We start from the raw sequence: 24,660 nt of genomic DNA, 5'->3' as shown, positions 1-24,660 counted from the left end.
TCCGATGAAATCAGCCGTCCTCGTCTTCCCCGGCATCAACCGCGAGCGCGACATGGCGCGAGCGCTGAAACTGGCCTCCGGCAACGAGACCGCAATGGTCTGGCACGCCGAGACCGCGCTGCCAAAAGGCACCGACCTCGTGGTGGTGCCCGGCGGCTTCTCCTATGGCGATTATCTGCGCTGCGGCGCTATCGCGGCGCGCGCGCCCGTGATGGACGCCGTGCGCGACTTCGCAGCCTCGGGCGGGCTGGTGCTCGGCGTCTGCAACGGTTTCCAGATTCTGTGCGAGTCCGGTCTGCTGCCGGGCGTCTTGATGCGCAATGCCGGGCTGAAATTCGTCTGCCGTGACGTGCACATGAAGGTCGAGCGCTCCGACACCCCGTTCACCCGCGGCTACAATGCCGGCCAGGTGATCCGCGTGCCGGTGGCGCATGGCGAGGGCAATTACGAGGCCGACGAAGAGACGCTGAAGCGGCTCGAGGGCGACGGGCGGGTGCTCTACCGCTACTGCTCGGCCGATGGCGTGGTCGACGAGGCCTCCAACTTCAACGGCGCCGCGCATTCGATCGCCGGCATCGTCAACGAGCGCGGTAACGTGCTCGGCATGATGCCGCATCCGGAAAACCACGTCGAAGAGATCATGGGCTGCACCGATGGCCGCGGCCTGTTCGCCGGGCTGGTCCAGCAGTTCGAGAAGGCGGCATAGCCATCATGCTGGGACGGTACCTTGCCGCGGCCGCAGCCGCGGTTCTGCTGCTTGTGACATCGGCTCACGCCCAGGACTTCCCCAAGCGTCCGATCACGATGATCGTGCCGTTCACGGCCGGCGGCACCTCCGACGTGATCGCCCGCGCGGTCGCCGACCAGATGAGCGCGGCGCTCGGCCAGAGCATCATCATCGAGAATGTCGGCGGCGCGGGCGGCTCGACCGCGCTGACCCGCGCGGCGCGCGCCGAGCCGGACGGCTACACGATCGCGATCGGCAATGCCGGCACCAACGCCGCGACCTACACGATCTATCCAAAACTGTCGTTCACGCCGGACTCCTTCGCGCCGATCGCGGTGGTGGCGAAAACCTTCGGCATCGTCGCTTTGCGCAAGGATTTTCCGGCCAGGGACCTCAAGGACTTCATCGACTACGCCAAGAAGAACCCGGGGAAGGTCAATCTCGGCCATGCCGGCGTCGGCTCGTCGAATTATCTGATCTGCAAGAGCTTCGTGCATGCCGCCGGGATCGACGTGCAGCTGGTCGGCTATCGCGGCGCCGCGCTGGCGCTGACCGATGCGATCGGCAGCCAGATCGACGGCGTCTGCGATGCCGCGGCCTCGGTGTCGCAGGCGATCGACGACAAGCTCGTGAAGGCGGTCGTGGTCGGCTCGACGGTGCGGCTCGCCTCGCTGCCGGAGCTGCCGACCTCGAGCGAGGCCGGGCTGCCCGAGTTCGAGGCGCAGGGCTGGAACGGCCTGTTCGCGCCGAAGGGCACCCCGCCCGAGATCATCGCCAGGCTCAACGCCGCCGCACGCACCGCGGTCGCAAGCGACGCGGTGAAGAAGCGGTTCGCCGATCTGTCGACGGTCGCGCCGGACGCCGACGAGCTCGCGCCCGAGGTGCTGCAGCAACTCGTGGCCCGCGACGTCGCGAAATACCGCGCGCTGCTCGCCGACGACAAGAAGTAGCGCCTCCGAAATGCAGGCGACATCAGAAGAGGAAAAGCGCGCTGAAGAGGAGCGCAAGGCTCGCTGCGAAGCGCAATAGGAACCGTGAACCCGGACTGTTCGGTCTGCGACCAATGCAGGGATAATCGCCTCCGTTTCACAATCTCTTCACGCTAGCGCGGCCGGCATGGCAACCGGGGATTGTCGCAGCGTGCCGGGCACGTTATGACGAGGGCGATTGGGATGGTCTGTCCGGTTCGCGGGGATCCGCAATGCCTGTTGCATTGGTCATATTGCTGCTCGACATCACGCTGATCTACCACGCCTCGCGCACCGGGCGCTTGCAGCCGTGGGCCTTCATCATCCTGATGGTGCCGCTGATCGGCGCGATCGCCTACATCGTCGTCGAGCTGATTCCGGAATGGTGGGGCGGACCGGGCGCCGCGCAGGCGCGCAAGCGCGTCGCCAACCGGCTCGATCCCGAGAAGCGGTATCGCGAACTGTCCGACCGGCTCGCGACATCAGACACGATCGCCAACCGCGCGGCGCTGGCCGCGGAGTGCCAGGCGATCGGGCGCTTCGAGGAGGCGGAGAGCCACTACGACCATGTGTTGGGGTTGCCGCAGGGCGACGATCCGGCTTACGCGCTGGCCAAGGCGCAGGCCCAGTTCGGCCGCAAGCAGCCGGCCGAGGCGCTGGCGACGCTCGACGCCTTGCGCGAGCGCTGGCCGGATTTCGAGTCCGCCGAGGGGCATCTGCTCTATGCCCGTTCGCTCGCCGAACTGGGTCGGCTCGACGAGGCACTGGAGGAGTATCAGGCGGTGTCGCAGTACTTCCCCGGCGCTGAGGCGCGGGTCCGCTATGGCCTGCTGCTGCAGCTGGTCGGCCGCACCGCCGAGGCGCGCATGGTGTTCAACGAGCTATTGATCCAGATGCGGCGCGCGCCGAAATACCTGCGCGATGCGCAGGCCGAATGGCTCTCGATCGCCGAGAAGCAGCTATCGACTTGAGCTGCGACTACCCCTGCGCAGCCACCGCTTAACCGCATCGCCCGGCACCGTCATCGCGGCGACGCCGAACATGACCAGCACGAGTCCCAGTGCCAGGTTCGACGGCACGGATTCCCCGAGCAGGATCACCGACAGCGCGACGCCGATCGGAATCCGCAGATAGCCTTGCGCATTGGTCGTCAGCGTGCCGAGCCGCGTCAGGCACATGTAGAACAGCATCAGGCCGAACGCGCTGGAGAAGATGCCCTTCACGACGGTGGCGACCAGCGCCTGCGGCGTCGGATGCAGCGTCCAGGGATGGTCGATAATCAGGGCGACCGGCAGCAGCACGGTGCCGCCGAACAAGAGCGAGCCGGCGGCGACCACCATCGGATCGTAATCCGACAACCGCAGTCCGAAGATCGTCGCGCAGGCGAACGAGATGGTGGCGAGCAGGATCGCGATCTCCGCGAATATTTCCTTGCCGAAGCCCGAGAGCGCGTCGAGGCCGATGATCGCGACCGTGCCGGCGAGGCCGAGGATCGCGCCGGCCAGCTTGAGCAGCGAGGCCGGCTCGTGCCGCGTGATCGCCCAGGTGATCAGGAAGGCGAAGATCGGCGTCGTCGAGGCCAGCACCACGGTGTTGGACGCCGGCACATAGAGCTGCGCCCAGGTGATCACCAGGAACGGGATCGTCGAGTTGATGGTCTGCTGGAAGGCGAACAGCTTCCACGCCTTGATGTCGGTGGGGATGCGGATGCCGCGGATCCGCAGCACGACGAGCAGGAAGGCTGCCGCCACCAGCGAGCGGGCGGAAATGAAGGTGACCGGCGGGATCGAGCCGAGGCCGATCTTGGTCAGCGGATAGGTCGAGCTCCAGCAGCAGGCCAGCGCCAGCAGCAGCGCATAGTCGCGCCAGCCGCGCGCACCGGGCGCCGATATGGACGGATGGGGCGTGATCGCGGGAGCCGTCACGCCGCCCGTGTTCGCTGTGCTCTTCGGCACCTTGATTGGCTCCCTTCGCGCATTGTCGCGCGATGGGGCGAATGTAGCTTGGCCACAGGGCGAAAGGCTAGAGGCGGTGGTTCAATAGTGAAAAGCGACGGACGCGCGTGGCGTCCGTCGCACGGAATTTAGCTGAGATACTAGCGCAGCACCTCGTTCAGCACCTCGCCATCGACGTGATGCGGTGTGGTGCCGAGGATCCGCATGATGGTTGGCGCCACGTCGATGTTGCGCATGTGCCGTACTACGGTATCCCTGCGGATCTGCGGTCCCGCGGCGATGAATGTCGCGCTCATCACCGGAAGCTCGGGGTCGTGACCGTGGGCGCCGTAGAAGTTCGGCATCGACAGCGCGGTGGTCGCCGAATTGAACGGCGCATCGCCCTGGCGTGCGACGCCCGGATTCTGCACGCCGTCGAAATTGTAGCCGGGCGCCATCAGCGCGAACACGTCGCCATAGTCCTGGCCGACGGTCTTGCTGGTGCACTGTCCGGTGCCGGCGTCGCATTGCAGCGGCCGGGTCTCGACGACGGTGAAGATGCGCTGCTCCTTGAGCGAGTAGTTGAAGCGTGCGTTGGGATCGACCGCGTTCTTCACCGCATCGGTGATCTGCGTCACCAGGGCCCGGTAGGTCGCAAGATCCACGGTGCCGCCGAGCTCGCGGTTCTGCAGGTTGACGTAGATGTCGGCCGCAGGGCCCGAGGTGCGGATGCCGACCTTGCTGGTGTCGATGCCCGCGTTGCGCAGGATGTTGGTGAGGTTGACCGAGGTGTGGAACGGCGCGAAGCCGTGATCCGACACCACGACGACGTTGCTGTCATGGCCCGCCGCTTCGGCGACCTGCTTCACCGCCTTGTCGGCGGTCTGGTAAGCGAAGCGGATGTAGGAGGCGTAGCGCTTGACCTTGGCGGGGTCCTGGTTGGCGCCGATCGAGTTCGGATCCGCCGGGTTGGTGCCCTGGCGCGGATCGGTGAGCAGGAACTGGTGCTCGGAGCCGTCGGGTTGCTCGATATAGACCATCACGAGGTCGGCGTCCGGATGGGTCTTGATGGCACGCTCGCCGATATTGGCCTGGTAGCGCACGAAGGTCTTCACCATGTCCTCGTACATCGTCTCGATCTCGACGTCGGGGAAGTTGGTGAAGCCCGGGCTCAGGCGCTCCGGGATGCGGAAGTCGGCCTGCGCACGCCAGAACCCGATGTTGTTGTTGATGTCGTCGACGTCGGCGAGAACCGGCGTGTTGCGCGGGATGTAGTTGGCACCGTAGCGGGCGAAGCGCACCACCGAGAGGTCCGGCGACAGTGCCGAGACGAAGTAGGCGGCACCGACCTTGGCGCCGCTGCCCTCGAAGAAGAACGGCGCGTTCTCGCCACCGAACCTGGCATAAGCCGGCCCGGTCGACGGTGCATGGAACGGACCTGCGGTGATGCCGCGGTTCTCGTCGAAGAACACCAGCGTGTCGTAGTTCACCTTGCGATCGTTCGTGGTGTCGATCGCGGCGACGCGGATCGAGTATTTGACGTCAAGCGTCGACGCATTGGTGCAGGTCGCGGTTGCAGCCGCGGAACATGAGAACGTCTCGATCGGCGCCGAGGTCACCAGCACCGGGCTGAACGAGAAATGACCTGCCGCCTGCAGCGCTGCGACGATGCCGGGATCGGCGGTGAAGTCGCTGCGCGACAGCGTGAAGCCCTGGGCTCCGATGCCGCCGAATGCGCCGAACGGGACCGTGAAGTCGGTCACGCGGGTCGGCTGCGCCGGTTGCACCACGGTCTTGTTGATGGAGATGTCGGCGCCGTCGCCGCCGGGCCAGGTCGCGGTGACGACCTTCTTGCCCTGCTGGCGCAGCTGCACCCACAGGGGCTCGGCCGTCGGGTGCGCCGACGGCCCGAGCGGGCTCTCGGTGTAGCCGCCGATCGGGGCCGCGAAGCCGCTGATGCTGCTGGAGATCAGCCCGACGATCGGCTGGAACGTGTTCGAGGGGATGTCGTTGTGGACCGCGGTCGAGCCGGTCGCGATCGCGATGTGCGACACCGCGGTGAGCGACGGTGATGCCGTCACGTTCTGCAGCGCCACCGCGCCGCGCCGGCTGAGCCGGGCGAGGCCGCCGTCGCGCGGCAGCACGCCTTCCTCGATGAATTTCTGGATGAAATCGGGTTTTGCACCGTCGAGCGAGATCAGCACCACGCGTGGCTTGCGACCATGATGGCCGCCGTCATGGTCTTGATCCTGGTCCTGATCGTGCCCGCGGGAGTCGCTGCCGCGATCGCCATTGTCGCCGTCCTGTCCGGCGCGCGCCGGAGTTGCGGTCCAGGCCAGCGATGCGACAAGCGTCATTGCCGTCGTGACGGAAACAAACGTCTTCAATGTCATGAGAATGCCCCAAGCTCGCTGCGCGAATGCACAAACCGAAACCGTTCGGCAATCTACGGAAGCTTGGCTGACGGGCATGTGACGCATGCGCGACGACGCAACGACAGCATCTCGTCGCGTCACAACTGCAGTGCGCATTGCTTCACACGAAGAACGCGCGTGAACACAACGCGCTAGAGCCGCGCCTTCGATTCAATCCGCGCCGATGTAACGGCCGGATGACGACGCGTGTTCACGGCGCGTGCGTGTTCTCAAGCGAAGCGAGGTGCGCGTGCTTACGCTGTCGGCTCCGCCGGCGCCTTGCGCTTCACGCGCTTGATGGTGCCGGAGAAGGTGAACAGCGGTCGCTCGGCCGATGTCAGCATGCCACGCACGAAGATCAGCGAGCCGCCGGCGCGGGTGACCTCGCCGCTGCATTCGATCAGATCGCCCTCGCGGGCCGCGTCGAGGAATTCCGACGCGAACGAGACCGTGACGCCGGGACCCTGGAGCACCGAGCCGGCGAGCGCGAACAGGCAGTAATCCGCGAAGGTCATGAAGCAGCCGCCATGGACATTGCCGGAGCCGTTGAGGTGCTTCCTGGCGACCCGGAACGCGCAGGAGATGCGGCCGGTCTCGTCCATCCGGTGGTAAAACGGGCCGGTATGGGTCTCGAAATTGTCCCGCGTCCAGGTTCGCCAGCCGGCGAATTCGCCCTCGGTTTCGACGTGCAGGTCGGGGCGGCGGTTGAATGCGGTGTTGAGTGCGGTCGGGGCGAGCTCGTTCACGAAATCTGGGCCTTCAATTGTCGGGTTCGGGTCCTTAAATCCGATCCATCCCCATTGTGCAAATCCCGGGTACCGACCCCAAGCCGGGTCCAACCGCCGCAAAGCTCTGGACAGGCCGGAAATGGGCCGTAAAAGGCCTTTTCGCCCCCGTTCGATCTACCTATTAAGGGTCCCATGACCGCGCCCAAGAACGACCCCAAGAACGATCCTAAGAACGAGCCCCAGATCACCCCCGAACTCGTCGCCGCCCACGGGCTGAAGCCGGACGAGTACGAGCGCATCCTCAAGCTGATCGGGCGGGTTCCGACCTTCACCGAACTCGGCATCTTCTCGGCGATGTGGAACGAGCATTGCTCGTACAAGTCGTCCCGGATCCATCTGCGTGGGCTGCCGACCAAGGCGCCCTGGGTGATCCAGGGCCCCGGCGAGAATGCCGGCGTGATCGACATCGGCGACGGCCAGGCCGTGGTCTTCAAGATGGAGAGCCACAACCACCCGAGCTACATCGAGCCCTATCAGGGCGCCACCACCGGCGTCGGCGGCATCCTGCGCGACGTCTTCACCATGGGCGCCCGCCCGATCGCCTGCCTGAACGCGCTGAGCTTCGGCGCGCCGGAGCACCCCAAGACCCGGCACCTGGTGTCCGGCGTGGTCGCGGGCGTCGGCGGCTACGGCAATTCGTTCGGCGTGCCGACGGTCGGCGGCCAGGTGCGCTTCCACACCCGCTACGACGGCAACATCCTGGTCAACGCGATGGCGGTGGGCCTCGCCGATGCCGACAAGATCTTCTACGCGGCGGCCTCCGGCGTGAACATGCCGATCGTCTATCTCGGTTCCAAGACCGGCCGCGACGGCATCCATGGCGCCTCGATGGCCTCGGCCGAATTCGACGACGCCTCCGAGGAGAAGCGCCCGACCGTGCAGGTCGGCGACCCCTTCGCCGAGAAGCTGCTTTTGGAAGCCTGCCTCGAGATCATGGAAGCCGATTGCGTGATCGCGATCCAGGACATGGGCGCGGCCGGCCTGACCTGCTCGGCGGTCGAGATGGGCGCCAAGGGCGACCTCGGCGTCGAGCTCGACCTCAGCGCGGTGCCGACCCGCGAGACCGGCATGAGCGCTTACGAGATGATGCTCTCGGAGAGCCAGGAGCGCATGCTGATGGTGCTCAAGCCCGAGAAGGAGCAGGAGGCCGAGGCGATCTTCCGCAAATGGGGGCTCGATTTCGCCATCGTCGGCTACACCACGCCGACCAAGCGCTTCGTCGTCAAGCATGGCGGCGACGTGATGGCCGACCTGCCGATCAAGGAGCTCGGCGACGAGGCGCCGGTCTATGACCGTCCGTATGTCGCCTCGAACGCGCTGCCGGTGATCCGCGGCCAGGACGTCGAGCCGCCGCTCGGCATCACCGCGGCGCTGGAGAAGCTGATCGGCACGCCCGAATTGTGTTCGAAGCGCTGGGTGTGGGAGCAGTACGACCACGTCATCCTCGGCAATACGATGCAGCGTCCCGGCGGCGATGCCGCCGTGGTCCGCGTCGAGGACGGGCCGAAGGGGCTTGCGCTCACCGTCGACGTCACGCCGCGCTATTGCGAGGCCGATCCGTTCGAGGGCGGCAAGCAGGCGGTGGCGGAGGCCTGGCGCAACATCACCGCGGTCGGCGGCCGGCCGCTCGCGATCACCGACAATCTCAATTTCGGCAACCCCGAGCGGCCCGAGATCATGGGCCAGTTCGTCGGCTGCCTGAAGGGCATCTCGGAGGCCTGCCGCGCGCTGGACTTCCCGGTCGTGTCCGGCAACGTCTCGCTCTACAACGAGACCAACGGCCGCGGCATCCTGCCGACGCCCTCGATCGGCGGCGTCGGGCTGCTCGACGACTTCACCAAGTCGGCGACGCTGGCGTTCAAGGCGTCGGGCGAGGCGATTCTGCTGGTCGGCGACACCCAAGGCTGGCTCGGCCAATCGGTCTATCTGCGCGACGTCTGCGGCCGCGAGGAGGGCGCTCCGCCGCCGGTCGATCTCGCCACCGAGAAGCGCAACGGCGACGTGGTGCGCGGCATGATCCGCGCCGGCACCGCGACCGCGGTGCATGACGTCTCCGACGGTGGCCTGTTGATCGCGCTGGCCGAGATGGCGATCGCAAGCGGTATCGGCGCGCAGCTGCTGGCGGCGCCGTCCTCGATCGTGCCGCATGCCTATTGGTACGGCGAGGATCAGGCCCGCTACATCGTCACGGTGCCGGCAGCGGATGCCGGTCTCGTGCTTGCGAAGATGAAGGGTGCAGGCGTGCCCTGCGCACGTATCGGCACCACCGGTGGCGATGCCATCGCAGTGGCTGGCGAGGCGCCGGTTGCGGTGGAGACGCTCGCTCGCGCCTTCGAGCACTGGCTGCCGAATTACATGCGCAACGGCGCGGCCTGATCCGGATGGATCAGGCGCTGTGGCGCGAAGCAGCAATCTTGATAGCGCGATGAACCCATCATCGCGCTATTGTCTTATGTCCGGGCGCGATCCTTTTGGATCAAGCGCTAGGTTGCGCCGCGGATCGCGCGCCACGCAAAGATGATGATGACGGCGCCGATGAAGCCGGCGATCAGATAGCTGATCCATCCTCCGCCGAGCGATACGCCAAGCAGACCCAACAGCCAGTTCGCCAGCGCGGCGCCGACGATGCCGAGGATGATATTCATGAAGATGCCGGTTCCGGTCTTCATGAACATCTCGGCGAGCCAGCCGGCCAATCCGCCGACGATGATTGCCGCGATCCATCCAACTTGAGGGTCGTTCATTCTGGGACTCCCTAGGGTCAAGCAGTCCGGCCAGCATAACCGAGAATCACCCGATGGCATGTGACCAATGGCAGGTTGTGCGCAACTTGTCGGTGGTGGCGTCCGGTCTCAGCCCTGCCGCTTGCGCCGCTGGCGGCGTTCGGCAGCAGTGATCAGGACGCGCGGGCCGGGGCCTTGGGTGCCGAGCCTGTCCTCGCCATTGCGTAGCGGGCAATCAGTCAGCGACAGGCAGCCGCAGCCGATGCAGCTGAACAGCTTGTCCCTGAGATCAGTGAGATCGTCGATCCGCTGCTGCAACGCAGCGGTCCAGTTCCGCATCGCGCGCTCCCACTCGCGCAGCGTCGGAGCGCGCTCCAGTGGTATCGCGGAAAAAGTCTGCCTGATCTCCTCCAGCGGAATTCCGGCGCGCTGGGCGATCCGGATCACCGCGATCCGCCGCAGCACGCCGCGCGGATAACGCCGCTGATTGCCGCCGGTGCGCCGGCTCGCGATCAACCCCTTGGTCTCGTAGAAGTGAAGAGTGGAGACTGCGAGCCCGCTGCGCCTTGCGACTTCGCCGACTGAAAGCTCGGTGGCTGGCACCATCGCGGACGATCCTGTGTTCGGCCTGTTGACCTCAACTATGCTTGAGGTTCTATATCACTCGGCAGCTTGCAGGAGCAAGCATCCGGCTGATACCGCCGGCTCGCCGTTCTGGAATCGAAATGCCGTCCGCGTCATCTCCTTCGCGCGCGCCGCTGCGTGCTCGCGCAGTGCTGCTTCGCATTGCCTGCTTGTTGGTCGCCGTCCCCGCCGCGCCTGCCGGACCGGCCGAACATCCTCGCCGCCGGTCAATGCGAAGGCGACATCGCCACCTTCTTCTCCACCCTGATGAGTAAATCATGACTGTCTCAGAGAATATTCATGCCGCCAGACTAGAGGCTGGCAGCGCTCAAGACCGCCTTCCGGTCGGGCAATTGCTGGCGTTCACCGTGGCGGGCTTCCTCGCCATCATGACCGAGAACATGCCCGCCGGTTTGCTTCCGCAGATCGGCACTGGCCTCGGCGTGTCGGAAGCCATGGCAGGGCAGACGGTTACGCTCTACGCGCTCGGGTCGGTTGTCGCCGCCGTTCCGGTGATTGCGGCGACGCGGAGCTGGAATCGCCGCCCGCTGTTCCTGCTGGCGATTGCGGGGTTGCTGATCTTCAACACGATGACGGCGGTTTCTGCCCAATACGGGCTGACACTCGTGGCCCGCTTTGTCGCCGGCATGTCGGCCGGCGTGGTGTGGGGGCTGGTCGCCGGCTATGCGCGGCGGCTGGCTCCGCAGAACCTGCAAGGCAGGGCGATGGCGATTGTCGGCGTCGGGCAACCCATCGCGCTTTCGCTCGGCGTGCCGCTCGGGTCATGGCTGGGCGGGATGTTCGACTGGCGGGCCGTCTTTTACATCATGTCCGCCATCGCATTGTTGCTGTTGGCGTGGGTCCGGCTCGCCGTCCCTGATTTTCCTGGTCAAGCCCGGCATCAACGTTTGCCCGTCCGCCTTGTCTTTCTCATTCCCGGGGTTCGGCCGGTCCTGTTGGTGCTGTTCGCATGGATACTCGCGCACAACATCCTCTACACCTATGTCGCTCCGTTCCTTGGTGCGACCGGAACGGATCTGCGCCTTGACCTCATCCTGCTCGTCTTCGGCGTGGCGTCGGTCGTCGGCATATGGGGCACCGGACTTCTGGTGGATCGCCAGTTGCGGGCGTTGACGCTGATCAGCTTGGCTGCCTTCGCTGTCGCCGCCATTCTTCTGGCGATACCGCATCACTCTGCCGTGCTGGTGCTGATCGGCGTGGCGGCCTGGGGACTGACTTTCGGGGGCGCACCCACGCTGCTGCAAACGGCACTGGCGGATTCGGCGGGTGACCACGCTGACGTCGCTCAATCCATCCTCGTCACGGTCTTCAATCTCGCGGTGGCCGGGGGAGGACTGATCGGAGGACTCGTCACCGACCAGGCCGGACCTGGTTGGCTGCCGTGGATTTTACTTCCCCTCGTCATGACTGCGCTGGCCACCGTGTGGCAGGCAAAAGCGCATGGCTTCAGGGCTGGGCGGCGAGCAGCATGACGAAGATGTGAGCGGACGCGACGGTCGGAATTCCCGTGATTGGAGGTTCTGCAATCTGCCTGGTCTTGACCTCAACCATGCTTGAGGTTCTATAACATCCGCGAGCTTGCAAGGGGCAAGCACCCGGCGAAGCCGTCGGGTTCGCTGTTCTGGAATCAAAATGCCGTCCGCATCATCTTTTTCTCGCCGGTCGCTGCGCGCCCGCGCAATGCCGTTCGGCATTGCTGTCCTCCTGGTTGGCGCGGCTGCCGCTGCATTGTTGGCATGGCGCGGCGGCGGAGCGGTCGCCAAGCCGTCCGCCGAAGCCCCGCCGACGCCGGTGGCGGCCATGGTGGTGCGGACCGAAACCCTGCCGCGCGGGCTCGAGGCGATCGGCTCGCTGCAGGCGGTGCGGCAGGTGATCCTGTCGCCCGAAGTGGCCGGGCGTGTCACCGCGATCAATTTCGACGCCGGCACCGACGTCGCCGCGGGCGCGCCGCTGGTGCAGCTCTATGACGCGCCGCTGCGCGCCTCGCGCGCCGTTGCGGTCTCCAAGGGACGCTTCGCGCAATTGCAGGAGAAGCGCTCCCAGGGGCTCGCGCCGTCCGGATTCGTGACCCAGGAGACCCTGCAACAGCGGCAGGAAGACCTGAAGCAGGCCGACGCCTCGGTGGAGCAGCTCGATGCGCAGATCGCGCAGACGACGATCCGGGCGCCGTTCGCAGGCCAGATCGGCCTGCGCAAGGTCAATCTCGGTCAATACGTCAACGCAGGCGATGCGCTCGCCACGCTGACCGCGCTCGACCAGCTCTATGCCAATTTCACCGTTCCGCAGCAGCGCCTGTCAAATCTGAAGGTGGGAGGCGCGGTGACGATCCGTACCGATGCTTTCCCCGATCGGGTGTTCGAGGCCAAGATCAATGCCATCGAACCGCAGGTCGCCGAGGACACCCGCAATGTCCTCGTGCAGGCCCTGTTCGATAATCCCGACCGGCTGCTGCGGCCCGGCCTGTTCGTGACGGTCAACGTGGTGCTGCCGCCGCAGCTGGATGCGATCGTGGTGCCGGTCACCGCGATCCAGACCAGCGCATCCGGCGAGAGCGTGCTCGTCGTGCGCGACAACAAGGCGATCGGTGTCGCGGTCAAAACCGGGCAGCGGATCGGCGAGCGCGTCGTGGTGGAGCACGGGCTTGCACCCGGCGACCACATCGTCACATCAGGCCAGCTCCGCGTCGTGCCCGGCGCAGCCGTGCAGATGACCATGGCCGAAACGCAGGAGAAGGGGCGCTAGCTCCGCGAGCGGCGCCCGAAGCAAGCATCATGCATTTCACCGACATCTTCATCCGCCGACCGATCCTGGCGACGGTCGTCAGCCTGCTGATCCTTCTGATCGGCACCGCAGCGATGGTCTCGCTGCCGGTCCGGCAATATCCCAGCATGGAGAGCGCGACGATCCAGGTCGACGTCTCGTTCCCCGGTGCGACCCAGGACGTCATGCAGGGGTTCGTCACCTCTGTCATCGCGCAGTCGATCGCGACCGCCAATGGCATCGAGTACATGACCTCGAACTCGACGCTCGGCACGAGCCAGATCAAGGCCAAGCTGGTGCTCAACGCCAACGCCGACCGTGCCATGACCGAGGTGCTCGCCAAGGTGCAGCAGGTCAAGTACCGCATGCCCGCCGGCGTGTTCGACCCTGTCATCACCAAGATCACCGACGGCGCGTCGGCGGTGCAGTACATCGCCTTCACCAGCGCGACGCTGAGCTCCGCTGAAATCACCGACTTCGCCACCCGCGTGGCGCAGCCGCTGTTGACGTCCGTGCCCGGCGTCGCGTCGGCCGATACGTTGGGCGGCGCGGCGCTGGCGATGCGGGTATGGATCGATCCGTTCAAGCTTGCGGCGCGCGGGCTGACCGCGGGCGATATCGCGGCGGCGCTGCGCGCCAACAACGTGCAGTCGGCGCCGGGCCGGCTGCGCGGCGAGATCACCGTCACCAACATCGCGGCGCAGACCGATCTCAGGAATCTCGACGATTTCCGCAAGATGGTGATCAAGACCGGTGCCGGCAGCGGCGGTTTGGTGCGGCTCGGCGATGTCGCGACACTCGAGATCGGCGGCGAGAACTACGATGCCAATGCGCGCGACAACGGCACGCCGACCGTGTTCATCGGCGTGCAGCCGACCCCCGACGGCAATCCGCTGGAGATCGTCGCGGCCACCAACAAGGTGATCGGGGATCTCAACCGGGCGGCGCCGCCCGGCCTGCAAGTCAGGGACGTCTTCAACATCGTTCACTTCGTCAAGGCCTCGATCTCGGAGGTCCAGCACGCACTGGTCGAGGCGATCGTAATCGTCGTGGTGGTGATCCTGTTGTTCCTCGGATCGTTCCGCTCGGTGCTGATCCCTGTCGTCACGGTGCCGCTGTCGCTGGTCGGCACCGCCGCGATGATGCTGGCGCTCGGCTTTTCCATCAACCTCTTGACCCTGCTTGCGATGGTGCTCGCGATCGGGCTCGTCGTCGACGACGCCATTGTCGTGGTGGAGAACATCCATCGCCACATCGAAGAGGGGCTGAAGCCGGCCGAGGCGGCCTTGATCGGCGCGCGCGAGATCATCGGCCCCGTGGTCGCGATGACGATCACGCTTGCCGCGGTCTACGCCCCGATCGGCCTGATGGGCGGCCTCACCGGCAGCATGTTCCGCGAATTCGCCTTCACGCTGGCGGGCTCGGTGATCGTATCGGGCGTGGTCGCGCTGACCCTGTCGCCGATGATGAGCTCGCAGCTGTTGGGTGAAGCGACCTCGCATGGCCGGTTTGCCCGCTTTGTCGAGTACCGGTTCTCGAAGCTGTCGCGCGGCTACAGCTGGCTCTTGGCAGCGACGCTTAGGATGCGTACCGCGGTGCTGGTGGTTGCCGTCAGCGTGCTGGCCGCGATCGTGGTGCTGTTCCTTGGCAGCCAGCGCGAGCTCGCGCCGCCGGAAGACCAGGGTTACGTGTTCACCGTGCTCAGGGCCCCGCAATATGCCAGCGTGGATTACACGACGCGCTACACCGATCAGATCGAGCAGATGTATCGCTCGTTTCCGGAGTATCAGTCGAGTTGGGTGCTTAACGGCAATGACGGACAGAACCGGGCCTTCGGCGGCATCAACCTGACCGACTGGGACAAGCGCAAGCGTTCCGCCGACGACATCCAGAACCAGCTCTACGGCATGTCCTACGGCGTGCTCGGCGCCAGCGTGACGCCGTTCCAGCCGGCCGCACTGCCGGCGGCGACCGGCGGCCTGCCGTTCCAGATGGTGGTGCGTTCGGCCGGCGATTTCGCCAGCATCTATCAGGAGGTCGAGACTTTGAAGGGAGCGGCCTGGAAGAGCGGGCTGTTCGTCTTCGTCGACAGCGATCTCGCCTTCGACAGCCCGACCGCGCGGATCACGATCGATCACGCCAAGGCGGCCGAGGCGGGCGTCAGCATGCAGACCATCGCCGATACGCTCGCGGTGCTGGTCGGCGAGAACTATGTCAACCGCTTCAATTTCTTCGAGCGCTCCTACGTGGTGATCCCGCAGGTGCGCCAGGCCGACCGGGTCACGCCGGAGAATCTCGGAAACTTCAACGTGCGTTCCAGCTCGGGCCAGATGTTCCCGCTGTCGACGGTGATCAAGATCGACGTCAAGCCGGAGCCGAACCGGCTGCCGCAGTTCAATCAGATGAACGCGGCGACGATCTCGGCGGTGCTCAAGCCCGGTGTGACCATGGGACAGGCGGTGTCCTTCATGCAGGCGCAGAAGCTGTCGCCGGGCATGACGGTCGACTGGCTGTCGGACAGCCGGCAATACGTCCAGGAGGGCAACCGCCTGATCGTCACCTTCGGCATGGCGCTGATCGTGATCTTCCTGGTGCTGGCGGCGCAGTTCGAGAGTTTTCGCGATCCGCTGGTCATCATGGTCACGGTGCCGCTCGCGGTCTGCGGCGCGCTGCTGCCGCTGTATTTCGGTTTCACCACGCTGAACATCTACACCCAGATCGGGCTCGTCACGCTGATTGGGCTGATCTCCAAGCACGGCATCCTGATGGTGAGCTTTGCCAACGAGATCCAGCACCATGAAGGACTCGACCGCGTTGCCGCGATCCAGAAGGCGGCCGTCGTGCGCATGCGGCCGGTACTGATGACGACGGCCGCGATGGTCGCCGGCCTCGCGCCGCTGCTCTATGCCGACGGCGCAGGCGCGGCGAGCCGCTTCGCGATCGGCATCGTCGTGGTGATGGGGATGCTGATCGGCACGCTGTTCACGCTGTTCGTGCTGCCGACCTTCTACATCCTGATCGCCCGCGACCATCGCGCCGCCGCCACGCCACGGCTCGAAAGCGTGGCGGCGAGGGGCGAGATCGCTGCGTGATCTCTACAGCACGTAGTTGGCGCCCGGCAGCTTGCGCAGCACGGCTGTCGCGGCCCAGCTCAGCGCCACCGTGGCGAAGAACGCGATCGCAGCCTTTGCGATCGCCGGCAGATCCATGTCGAACAGCCAGTATTGCAGCCACAGCACGATCGGATAGTGCACCAGGAACATGCCGTAGGCGTCGCTCTGCATGCGGTCGAGCAGCGTCGGCCCCACTGCTTTCGATTGCAGGAAGTAGGCCAGGATCGCGAACAGGATCGAGGCACTGAACAGCACGTAGAAGCTGCCATAGGCCGCAAGATACCAGCCCGGCAGCGGATCGGGGTTACCGATGATCTGGCGCTTGATGTAGATCATCACCCACATCAGCGCGTAGGGGATCAGCGTGACGCCGGTCCAGAACCAGCGCCGCTCGGTCAGTCGCCCATGCGCGCTGAGCACGCCACCCTCGAGGTTTGCCGCCCCGATGCCCGCCCCGATGAAGAAATAGGACGCGTACAGCAGCACGCGGCTCGCCTGCACCGAAAACGGCCCGAGCTCGAACCAGTAGTTCTGGCCGTAATGGACCAACATCGGCAGATAGGCGGCGGCGCTGACGACGACGAGGAACAGCCAGAACTTCGAGGGACGTTCGAATCCCATGATCGACAGACGGTTGATCGGCTCGAGCAGATGCGGCGAGACCCGGTACAGCAGGCTCGCCGTCAGGTCGAAGGTCATCAACACCCAGACGAACCAGATCGGGCCGCTTGGCCATGGCCCGAACATCATGGTTTTTCGCCAGAACTCGGAGAAGGTCAGCTCCGGCGTCGCGCGCAGGGCGATCGCGTAATAGGCGATCGGAATTACGGTGACGGCGCAGACCACAAACGGCAAGCCGAGCCGCAGCAGCCGGTCGCGCAGGAAGATCAGCCACGGCTTGCGGCCGAGCCCGGGCCAGACGAACAGCCCGGACAGAAAGAAGAACATCGCCATGAAGAAGCTGTCGGTGGCGAGCACCACGCAGTCGAAGCCGATCCACGATGTGGGGTCGGTATGCCCGAAATGGGTGTAGGGGATCACCGCATGGTGCAGCAGCACGACCAGCGTCAGGAAGGTGCGCGCGCGGTCCAGCGCGACATTGCGCTTGTGGAGCTTCGGTGCTGCCTGGATGTCGACGGCCGGAGCCGCGTGAGCAATCGATTTCATGGTGCCCCCAGCCTGGTCTGCATCCCGATGTTGCAATCGGGAACCCGATTCAGCAAGGCCCAATCGTCCCGATTCCGTGGTGTCGAGGTCGGTCATCTCAGCGCGTCTGTTTCGTTTTGGAACTGGCGTTTGTAGCGGGCGTTGTCTGGAAGGCTGGCGGGCGCACGGGGCGCGCGCCTTTGAGGAGCAAGTAATGACACTGCTGAAATGGGCGTTGGTCTTCCTTGTCGTATCGATCATCGCGGGCTTGCTCGGCTTCACAGGTATCTCAGCCGCTTCAGCCGATATCGCACGCTTTCTGTTCTATGTGTTCGTCGTGATCTTCCTGGTGCTGCTGATCCTTGGGCTCACGATATTCAGGGTCTAGCGGCAAAGCTGCTTCAACAAATGCCGTCATTCGGGGCGCGAAGCAAACCTCCGACGCGCGATTGCGCTTCGGGGGATCCCGAGAGTCCGGGGCGATGCTTGTGCATCGTCCCGGAATGCCGACGTTGAACCTAGGCGACTTCCTCGATCTTCACCTTGTCGGGATAGAATGCGAGGTGGCCGGCGATCTCGGTCATGGCCGGGAAAGGCTCCTCATAGGTCCAGATCGCATTGTCCAGCGTCTTGCCGTTCGCCTTGATGCTGAAGTAGCTCGCATCCCCCTTGTACGGGCAATGCGTGGTCCGCTCGGTGCGGGCGAGCAGCGCCATGTTGGCGTCCTGCCGGGGGACGTATTGCACGGCCGGATAGCTCGCTTCCTTGAGGGTCAGCGCATGGGTGGTCTCGGCGATCACGACGCCGTCGGCGGTGACGCGGACGCGTTTGGCATTGGGCGTGATCGTGATGGGATGGTCGGGGCCGGGGAGCTTCATGATTCTGCGCCTCTTCTGGTTATTTCGACGTGATGGCTTGTGACCGATTGATGCAGGTTTAAATCGCTGGGAATGGGAATATAGTGTGCCCGGGATGACCTAGAAGACCTCAGGCGCCAGGTTTTGCCTTGGGTGTTGTCGCAGATTTTCTCGGGCTACTCGGGTTTTCTTGGGTTTTCCTGGCCAAATCGGCCCTGATTCGAATGACCTGACGGAGGTGGACTGGGATGCCGATGGACGCCCGTGATATCGAATCGATGATCAAGGCAGCGATCCCGGACGCCGAGGTGACGATCCGCGACCTGGCCGGCGACGGCGACCATTATGCGGCCACTGTCGTTTCCGAGTCATTCCGCGGCAAGTCCCGCGTCCAGCAGCACCAGATCGTCTACCAATCGCTGAAGGGCCAGATGGGCGGCGTCCTGCACGCCCTGGCGCTGCAAACCGGGGTGCCGGAAGGCTAAGGCCCGGCCAGCAGGCGGGGGCCGCAAGCAATGGCAGAAAATCCGCGCGGCGCCATGTTTCGCGTCATCGTGCCGAACCAGCACAGCCGCGTCACCAATGCCGAGCTGTTCTTCGACCTCGTCTTCGTCTTCGCCGTCACGCAGCTGTCGCACACGCTGCTGCATCACTTCACCCCGCTCGGCGCGGTGCAGGTCACGCTGCTGTTCCTCGCGGTGTGGTGGGTGTGGGTCTACACCACCTGGGTCACCAACTGGCTCAATCCCGACCTGACGCCGGTCCGCCTGCTGCTGTTCGTCCTGATGCTGGGCGGGCTGTTGCTGTCGACCTCGATCCCGACCGCATTCGAGGGCCGCGGGCTGTGGTTTGCCGGGACCTATGCCGCGATGCAGGTCGGCCGCACCGCGTTCTGGCTGCTGGCGACGCCGCGGCGCCGCACCGCGGTGCGCCACAATGCGATCCGGATCCTGACCTGGCTGTCTTGCTCGGCCGTGCTGTGGATATCAGGCGGCTTCGCCGAGCATGAGACGCGGATGTGGCTCTGGATCGCGGCGCTGACAATCGAATATATCGCGCCCGCCGCGCGGTTCTGGACCCCGGGGCTCGGCCCGTCCTCGATCGAGGCCTGGTCGGTCGAAGGCGGCCATATGGCCGAGCGCTGCGCCGGCTTCATCATCATTGCGCTCGGCGAGGCCATCGTGGTCGACGGCGCGACCTTCGCCGACCTGATCTGGACGCCGGAGAATGTCACAGCCTTCATCTCGGCTTTGGTCGGCAGCATCGCGATGTGGTGGATCTATTTCCACAAGGGCGCCGAGGCGGGCTCCGAGATGATCTCGAAGGCGGAGGAATCCGGCCGTGTCGCGCGGATCGCCTACACCTATCTGCATATGCCGATCGTCGGCGGCATCATCCTCACCGCGGTTGCCGATGAGCTGGTGTTGAAGCATCCAGGCGGCCATTCCGACCTGAAGACGATCATCAGCTCGGTCGGCGGCCCCATGCTGTTCCTGGTCGGGACCATCCTGTTCAAATACGTGATCCGCGGCTTCCTGCAGCTCTCGCACGGCGTCGGCATCGTCGCGCTGGCGGTCACGGCGTATTTCGCCGGCGGGATGTCGCCGCTGATGCTCTCGATCGTCACCACCGCGATCATGATCGTGGTCGCGGCGTGGGAATCGATCTCGCTGCGGTCCGATCCCTCGGCCGAAGAATAGCCGGCGGGGTCCGCTCCCGAGTCTATTCCGCGATCAGCGCGTGCACCGAGAACATCGTGTTGGCGTCGGTCCAGCTGTTGCGCACCGTCCAGCCCGCGCTGCGCGCCAGTGCGGTGAAACGCTCGATCGAGTATTTGTAGCTGTTCTCGGTGTGAATGCTTTCACCGGGGCGGAACGCGAAGGTGTTGCCGAGGATCCGCACGGTCTGCGCCTTGCGGCTGATCAGGTGCATCTCGATGCGATGGCGGTCACGGTTGTAGATCGAACGGTGGGTGAAGCCCGAGAGATCGAAATTGCCGCCGAGCTCGCGGTTGATCCGCACCAGCACATTGAGGTTGAAGCGCGCGGTGACGCCGGCCGCATCGTTGTAGGCGTCGTACAGCACGCGCTCGTCCTTCTCGAGGTCGACGCCGATGATCATCTGCGCGCCGTGGCCGAGGATCTTGCGCGCGCTGCGCAGGAAGGCCAAGGCCTCGCTCGGTTCGAAATTGCCGAGCGTCGATCCGGGGAAGAAGCCGACCTTCGGCATCGCGGCGACCGCCTCGGGCAGCGCGAACGGCGTGGTGAAATCGGCCGTGACCGGATAGATGCCGAGACCCGGGAAATCCTTCCGCAGGCCGTCGGCCTGGGCTTTCAGGAAATCGCCGGAAATATCGACCGGCACATAGGCTGCGAATTCGCAATGCTCGAGCAGCAGGCGTACCTTGGTGGTCGCACCGGCGCCGAACTCGACCAGCGCTGCGCCGTCCGGAATGTTCGCCGCGATCTCGTCGCCGCGGTCGCTGAGGATGCCGAGTTCGGTGCGTGTCGGATAATATTCCGGCAGCACCGTGATCTGCTCGAACAGCTCCGAGCCGGTGGCGTCGTAGAAATATTTTGGCGACAGCCGTTTCGGGTGACGGGCGAGATCGCCGATCACGTCGCCGGCAAACGCAGCAGTCGCTTCGTCGAACGGATAGGCTTTGGCCAAAGCGGCGGCATGCACATTCATGATACTCTCCTGAACGCGCTTACCGGCGCGCACTTGATGTCGACTGGAATCAATCAGGCGTAGTCGGCGAGGCGTAACCCCGTGAATTGCCAGCGATGGTGCGGATAGAAGAAGTTGCGGTAGGTGACGCGGCTGTGACCCGGTGGCGTCGCCAGCGACGACCCCCGCAGCACGAGCTGATTCACCATGAATTTTCCGTTGTACTCACCGAGTGCGCCCTCGATGGCGCGGTAGCCCGGATAGGGCGAATAGGAGCTGCGGGTCCATTGCCAGACGATGCCATAGGCGTCGCTGAGCAGGCCGGCGCGGGCGGCGACCTCCCATTCTATCTCGGTCGGTAGATGCTTGCCGGCCCAGCGGGCGAAGGCGTCGGCCTCGTAATAGCTGACATGGCAGACCGGGGCCTGCGGATCGATCGGCTGCAGGCCGCCCAGCGTCATGATCTGCCATTCGCCGTCGATCTCACGCCAATGGCCGGGCGCCTGCCAGCCCTCTTTGCTGACAGTGCCGAAGCCGTCCATCAGCCATAGCGTCGCGGTGGAATAGCCGCCGTCCTTGATGAAGGCGAGCCACTCGGCGTTGGTGACGAGATTCTTGGCGAGCTTGACCGGGCCGACCAGGGCTCGATGCGCGGGCTTCTCATTGTCGAAATGGAAGCTGTCGTCGGCATGGCCGACGGTGTGGATGCCTTCGTTGAGCGCCACCCATTCCTGCGGCCCGTGCTGCGACGCCGGGAAGCGCCACGCCGGATCGTAGGCCGGCGGAATCGGGTTCTGCGCGAAGGCATGCAGGATGTCGGTGACCATCAGCTCCTGATGCTGCTGCTCGTGATTGAGGCCGACCTCGACCAGCGGCACCAGCGCCTCGAGCTTTTCAGGCGTCGCGGTCCGGAAGAACTTCACCACCTCGGCGTCGACATGGCGGCGGTAGGCTGTGACTTCGTCGGCGGTCGGTCGGGTCAGATGGCCGCGCTGGTGGCGGGCATGCCGGGGGCCGGCGCTGACGTAATAGGAATTGAACAGATAGGCGTAGTCAGGATGTAACGGCGTGTAGCCCTTGACGTGTTCTCCGAGCAGAAACTGCTCGAAGAACCAGGTGGTATGGGCGCGGTGCCACTTGGCAGGGCTCGCATCCGGCATCGACTGGATCAGCTGGTCTTCCGCCGAAAGCGGGGCGGCCCGGCGCTCGGTCTCGTCGCGGACCGCACGATAGGCGTCCGCCAGCCGCTGCGCGAGCGGGGCGGATTCGGAGGAAGGTGACGGGGCGGCGGCGGAATTGGCGGCCGCGGCAGAGGCTGGTTTCGTCACATGGGTCTCCGATTCCAGGGGAGAACGTTGCTTCGGCAGTCTGGTTCCTGACGGACAGTTCGTCCTAGATAGGGGCTCCGTTACGGGAAAAAAGCCTCCCCCCATGATGATATTGGGGCCGTCAGATAATCCCGGCGCTTTTGGGGGTGCCGTCCGGCCCCAACCGCATGCCGGATTTCCGCCATTTTGCTTTGGATGCACAATGGTTTGAGCTACATATATAGCCAGTCACGGGTTAGAAGGGCGGGCCGGCCCGTCAAGGCCTGAGAGCGCCGCCTACGCAAGGAAGCGAAAATGAGCATCGAGCAATTCATCGACAACGAAGTGAAGTCGAACGACGTCGTGCTGTTCATGAAGGGCACGCCGCAATTCCCGCAGTGCGGGTTTTCCGGTCAGGTCGTTCAGATCCTCGACCACATCGGTGTCGGCTACAAAGGCCTCAACGTTCTCGAATCGGCCGAGCTGCGCAACGGCATCAAGGTCTATTCGAACTGGCCGACGATTCCGCAGCTCTACGTGAAGGGCGAGTTCGTCGGCGGTTGCGACATCATCCGCGAGATGTTCCAGGCCGGTGAATTGCAGCAGCTGTTTGCCGACAAGGGCATCCCGGTCGACGTGGCTGCCTGACCTTGACCGCGCGCCGGATCGGCAATGCGCGGCTCGAAGTCATCGTCACCGACATCACGACCCTGCGCGTTGACGCCATCGTCAACGCGGCCAATTCATCGCTGCTCGGTGGCGGCGGTGTCGACGGCGCGATTCATCGCGCCGCTGGACCCGATCTCGTCGCCGAATGCCGTATGCTTCATGGCTGCACGACCGGCCAGGCAAAGATCACCAAGGGCTATCGGCTGCCCGCCAGGCACGTGATCCATACCGTTGGCCCGGTGTGGAATGGCGGGAAGCTCGACCAGGATGCTCTGCTTGCATCGTGCTATCGGCGTTCGATGCAGCTCTGCGACGAGCACGGGCTTGCGTCGGTGGCCTTCCCTGCGATTTCCACCGGGATCTACCGTTTCCCCGCGGATCGCGCGGCGGCAATCGCCGTTCGAACGGTCGTGGACGCCCTGCCATCCGCCCCCGGTGTCACACAGGTGATCTTCTGCTGCTTCGCGGCTCCAAGCGGCGAGCTGCATCAGGCGGTCCTGGACGCCTTTGGGAGCCCTTGTGCCTGATGATACCGCCGCTACACTTCCCCGTGATATCCGGGGAGGGACAGACCGAATGCATTCATTTCGTTTGACATGCGCGGCCGCAGCCGTGGCGGTCGTGCTAACGGCGCCGGCATTCTCGCACACCGAGGGCACCTATGAGATTCCGGCGGGTGCGCATTTCAACCCCGACAAGCTTGCCAGGATCAGCGAGTTCTTCAAGAACGAGGTCGCGACCGGCAAGATTCCCGGCGCCGTCGTCCTGATCCAGCAGCACGGCAAGCCGGTCTATCACGAGGCCTTCGGCGTGCAGGACGTGGTCAGCAAGGTGCCGATCACCGACCAGACCATCTTCCGGCTGGCGTCGATGTCCAAGTCGATCACCGCCGTAGTGTCGATGCAGCTGCTGGAGGAGGGGAAATACAAGCTCGACGACCCCGTCTCGAAATACATCCCGTCCTTTGCCAATGTGAAGGTCGGCGTCGAGAAGAAGGCCGAGGACGGCACCAAGACGCTCGAGCTGGTGCCGCCCAGGCGGCCGATCACGATCCTCGATCTGATGACGCATACGTCGGGTATCACCTACGGCTTCTACGGCGACAGCCTGGTCCGCAAGGCCTACAAGGAGGCCAACATCTACGGCGGCGATTTCGATCTCGCTGAATTCGCCGAGCGGATCGCCAAGCTGCCGCTGCACAACCAGCCCGGCGCGCTCTGGCAATATGGCCATTCCACCGACATCCTGGCGCGCGTGATGGAGGTGGCCACCGGCGAGAAGCTCTCGACCATCGAGCAGGAAAGGCTGCTCGGCCCGCTCGGGATGAAGGACACCGGCTTCTTCGTCACCGATCCCGAGAAGCAGAAGCTGATGGCCGAGCCGATGCCGAACGACAGCGACTTCAGGGTCGGCCGGATCAACGATCCGACCACGGTCAAGAAATGGGAGTCCGCCTCTGGCGGCATGGTCTCGACCATGGCGGACTATTCGCGCTTCGCGCAGATGCTGCTCAATGGCGGCACCCTCGACGGCAAGACCATCATGAAGCCCGAGACGTTCAAGGAACTGATGACCGACCGTGTCGGGCCCGGCTCCGGCGTCGAGCGAGACTTCTTCTACTTCCCCGGCGACGGCTTCGGCTTCGGACTGGGGATCGCGGTGCGCACCGATCCGGGTACGGCGAAGCCGCCGCCGCCCGGCGATCTCGGCGAGCTGAAATGGGACGGCGCCAGCGGCTGCTACTACATCATCGACCGCAAGCAGGACTTCTTCTTCGTCCTGCTGGAGCAGACGCCGACCGAGCGCCAGCGCATCCAGCGGACGTTGAAGCAGCTCGTCTACGAAGCCATGGAAAACTAGAGCGTTTTCGAGCGAAGTGGATGCCGGTTCGCGTGAAGATAACGCGTCAAAAACAAGGAATGAGAGCATGATCCGATGC

Annotated in this window: 22 protein-coding genes; 13 read left to right on the top strand and 9 right to left on the bottom strand. The window is 64.9% G+C overall.

Annotation, left to right across the window (positions count from 1 at the left end):
- Nucleotides 1–4 precede the first annotated feature (4 nt).
- The 3 genes from purQ (at nucleotide 5) to JQ507_21300 (ending at nucleotide 2,666) form a co-directional block, all read left to right on the top strand.
- Entirely contained in the window at nucleotides 5–706 is a 702-nt protein-coding gene (purQ, locus tag JQ507_21310) for a phosphoribosylformylglycinamidine synthase subunit PurQ (protein QRI67508.1), read from the top strand.
- Between the two features lie 5 nt (nucleotides 707–711).
- Nucleotides 712–1,677, top strand: coding sequence for a tripartite tricarboxylate transporter substrate binding protein BugD (locus tag JQ507_21305; GenBank protein QRI67507.1), 966 nt, complete (start codon nucleotides 712–714; stop codon nucleotides 1,675–1,677).
- A gap of 251 nt (nucleotides 1,678–1,928) precedes the next feature.
- Nucleotides 1,929–2,666: a tetratricopeptide repeat protein gene (locus JQ507_21300; protein QRI67506.1), complete on the top strand. Its 738-nt coding sequence runs from the start codon at nucleotides 1,929–1,931 to the stop codon at nucleotides 2,664–2,666.
- Here the strand turns inward: JQ507_21300 and JQ507_21295 are convergent.
- The 3 genes from JQ507_21295 to JQ507_21285 all read right to left on the bottom strand — a co-directional run bounded on the left by JQ507_21295 (nucleotide 2,655) and on the right by JQ507_21285 (nucleotide 6,789).
- A complete protein-coding gene (locus JQ507_21295) occupies nucleotides 2,655–3,650 on the bottom strand; it encodes a DMT family transporter (protein QRI67505.1) in 996 nt (331 codons plus the stop codon). The genes JQ507_21300 and JQ507_21295 overlap by 12 nt on opposite strands.
- A 140-nt stretch (nucleotides 3,651–3,790) precedes the next feature.
- Entirely contained in the window at nucleotides 3,791–6,022 is a 2,232-nt protein-coding gene (locus JQ507_21290) for an alkaline phosphatase family protein (protein ID QRI67504.1), read from the bottom strand.
- 275 nt (nucleotides 6,023–6,297) lie between these two features.
- Nucleotides 6,298–6,789 (bottom strand): PaaI family thioesterase, encoded by a 492-nt coding sequence (locus JQ507_21285; protein QRI67503.1) that lies wholly within the window; start codon nucleotides 6,787–6,789, stop codon nucleotides 6,298–6,300.
- Nucleotides 6,790–6,963: 174 nt separating this feature from the next.
- Between JQ507_21285 and purL the strand changes: the two genes are divergently transcribed.
- Nucleotides 6,964–9,207, top strand: a complete 2,244-nt coding sequence (gene purL / locus JQ507_21280; GenBank protein ID QRI67502.1) for a phosphoribosylformylglycinamidine synthase subunit PurL — start codon at nucleotides 6,964–6,966, stop codon at nucleotides 9,205–9,207.
- Nucleotides 9,208–9,314: 107 nt separating this feature from the next.
- Here the strand turns inward: purL and JQ507_21275 are convergent, their stop codons facing one another.
- Complete coding sequence (locus JQ507_21275; protein QRI67501.1) at nucleotides 9,315–9,575, bottom strand: GlsB/YeaQ/YmgE family stress response membrane protein; 261 nt, start codon at nucleotides 9,573–9,575, stop codon at nucleotides 9,315–9,317.
- Nucleotides 9,576–9,683: 108 nt separating this feature from the next.
- Nucleotides 9,684–10,160: a redox-sensitive transcriptional activator SoxR gene (gene soxR, locus JQ507_21270; GenBank protein QRI67500.1), complete on the bottom strand. Its 477-nt coding sequence runs from the start codon at nucleotides 10,158–10,160 to the stop codon at nucleotides 9,684–9,686.
- 296 nt (nucleotides 10,161–10,456) lie between these two features.
- On the opposite strand from soxR, the gene JQ507_21265 reads away from it, so the two are divergent.
- From JQ507_21265 to JQ507_21255, 3 genes are all read left to right on the top strand, one after another.
- Nucleotides 10,457–11,671 carry an MFS transporter gene (locus JQ507_21265; protein ID QRI67499.1) on the top strand — a complete coding sequence of 405 codons (1,215 nt, stop codon included), beginning with the start codon at nucleotides 10,457–10,459 and terminating at the stop codon, nucleotides 11,669–11,671.
- Between the two features lie 160 nt (nucleotides 11,672–11,831).
- Nucleotides 11,832–12,941 (top strand): efflux RND transporter periplasmic adaptor subunit, encoded by a 1,110-nt coding sequence (locus JQ507_21260; protein QRI67498.1) that lies wholly within the window; start codon nucleotides 11,832–11,834, stop codon nucleotides 12,939–12,941.
- A gap of 29 nt (nucleotides 12,942–12,970) precedes the next feature.
- Nucleotides 12,971–16,051, top strand: coding sequence for an efflux RND transporter permease subunit (locus tag JQ507_21255; protein QRI67497.1), 3,081 nt, complete (start codon nucleotides 12,971–12,973; stop codon nucleotides 16,049–16,051).
- A gap of 3 nt (nucleotides 16,052–16,054) precedes the next feature.
- On the opposite strand, the gene JQ507_21250 is transcribed toward JQ507_21255, so the two are convergent.
- Nucleotides 16,055–17,239 carry an acyltransferase gene (locus JQ507_21250; GenBank protein ID QRI67496.1) on the bottom strand — a complete coding sequence of 395 codons (1,185 nt, stop codon included), beginning with the start codon at nucleotides 17,237–17,239 and terminating at the stop codon, nucleotides 16,055–16,057.
- A gap of 193 nt (nucleotides 17,240–17,432) precedes the next feature.
- On the opposite strand from JQ507_21250, the gene JQ507_21245 reads away from it, so the two are divergent.
- On the top strand, nucleotides 17,433–17,606 hold the full coding sequence (locus tag JQ507_21245) for a DUF1328 domain-containing protein (protein QRI67495.1): 174 nt from the start codon (nucleotides 17,433–17,435) through the stop codon (nucleotides 17,604–17,606).
- Between the two features lie 130 nt (nucleotides 17,607–17,736).
- Here JQ507_21245 and JQ507_21240 read toward each other — a convergent pair whose 3' ends face one another.
- Nucleotides 17,737–18,096: a DUF427 domain-containing protein gene (locus tag JQ507_21240; protein QRI67494.1), complete on the bottom strand. Its 360-nt coding sequence runs from the start codon at nucleotides 18,094–18,096 to the stop codon at nucleotides 17,737–17,739.
- A 227-nt stretch (nucleotides 18,097–18,323) separates the two neighbouring features.
- On the opposite strand from JQ507_21240, the gene JQ507_21235 reads away from it, so the two are divergent.
- Both JQ507_21235 and JQ507_21230 read left to right on the top strand, forming a co-directional pair.
- Nucleotides 18,324–18,560, top strand: a complete 237-nt coding sequence (locus JQ507_21235) for a BolA family transcriptional regulator (GenBank protein ID QRI67493.1) — start codon at nucleotides 18,324–18,326, stop codon at nucleotides 18,558–18,560.
- Between the two features lie 30 nt (nucleotides 18,561–18,590).
- Nucleotides 18,591–19,775: a low temperature requirement protein A gene (locus JQ507_21230; protein QRI67492.1), complete on the top strand. Its 1,185-nt coding sequence runs from the start codon at nucleotides 18,591–18,593 to the stop codon at nucleotides 19,773–19,775.
- Between the two features lie 22 nt (nucleotides 19,776–19,797).
- Here the strand turns inward: JQ507_21230 and egtD are convergent, their stop codons facing one another.
- Together egtD and egtB are read right to left on the bottom strand one after the other, a co-directional pair.
- Nucleotides 19,798–20,766 (bottom strand): L-histidine N(alpha)-methyltransferase, encoded by a 969-nt coding sequence (egtD, locus tag JQ507_21225; GenBank protein QRI67491.1) that lies wholly within the window; start codon nucleotides 20,764–20,766, stop codon nucleotides 19,798–19,800.
- A gap of 53 nt (nucleotides 20,767–20,819) precedes the next feature.
- Entirely contained in the window at nucleotides 20,820–22,073 is a 1,254-nt protein-coding gene (gene egtB / locus JQ507_21220; protein QRI67490.1) for an ergothioneine biosynthesis protein EgtB, read from the bottom strand.
- Between the two features lie 294 nt (nucleotides 22,074–22,367).
- On the opposite strand from egtB, the gene grxD reads away from it, so the two are divergent.
- From grxD to JQ507_21205, 3 genes are read left to right on the top strand one after another with little or no spacing between them, the layout of a single operon-like run.
- The gene (gene grxD, locus JQ507_21215) at nucleotides 22,368–22,700 is read left to right on the top strand and encodes a Grx4 family monothiol glutaredoxin (protein QRI67489.1); all 333 of its coding nucleotides are present in this window, start codon (nucleotides 22,368–22,370) and stop codon (nucleotides 22,698–22,700) included.
- Entirely contained in the window at nucleotides 22,697–23,248 is a 552-nt protein-coding gene (locus tag JQ507_21210; GenBank protein QRI73448.1) for an O-acetyl-ADP-ribose deacetylase, read from the top strand. The genes grxD and JQ507_21210 overlap by 4 nt, the downstream gene beginning before the upstream one ends.
- A 49-nt stretch (nucleotides 23,249–23,297) precedes the next feature.
- A complete protein-coding gene (locus JQ507_21205; GenBank protein ID QRI67488.1) occupies nucleotides 23,298–24,581 on the top strand; it encodes a beta-lactamase family protein in 1,284 nt (427 codons plus the stop codon).
- Nucleotides 24,582–24,660: the final 79 nt, after the last annotated feature.

Origin of the sequence: Bradyrhizobium sp. PSBB068 (assembly GCA_016839165.1) — a bacterium.
GTDB lineage: Bacteria > Pseudomonadota > Alphaproteobacteria > Rhizobiales > Xanthobacteraceae > Bradyrhizobium.
This window is presented reverse-complemented; position numbering and strand designations above follow the sequence as displayed.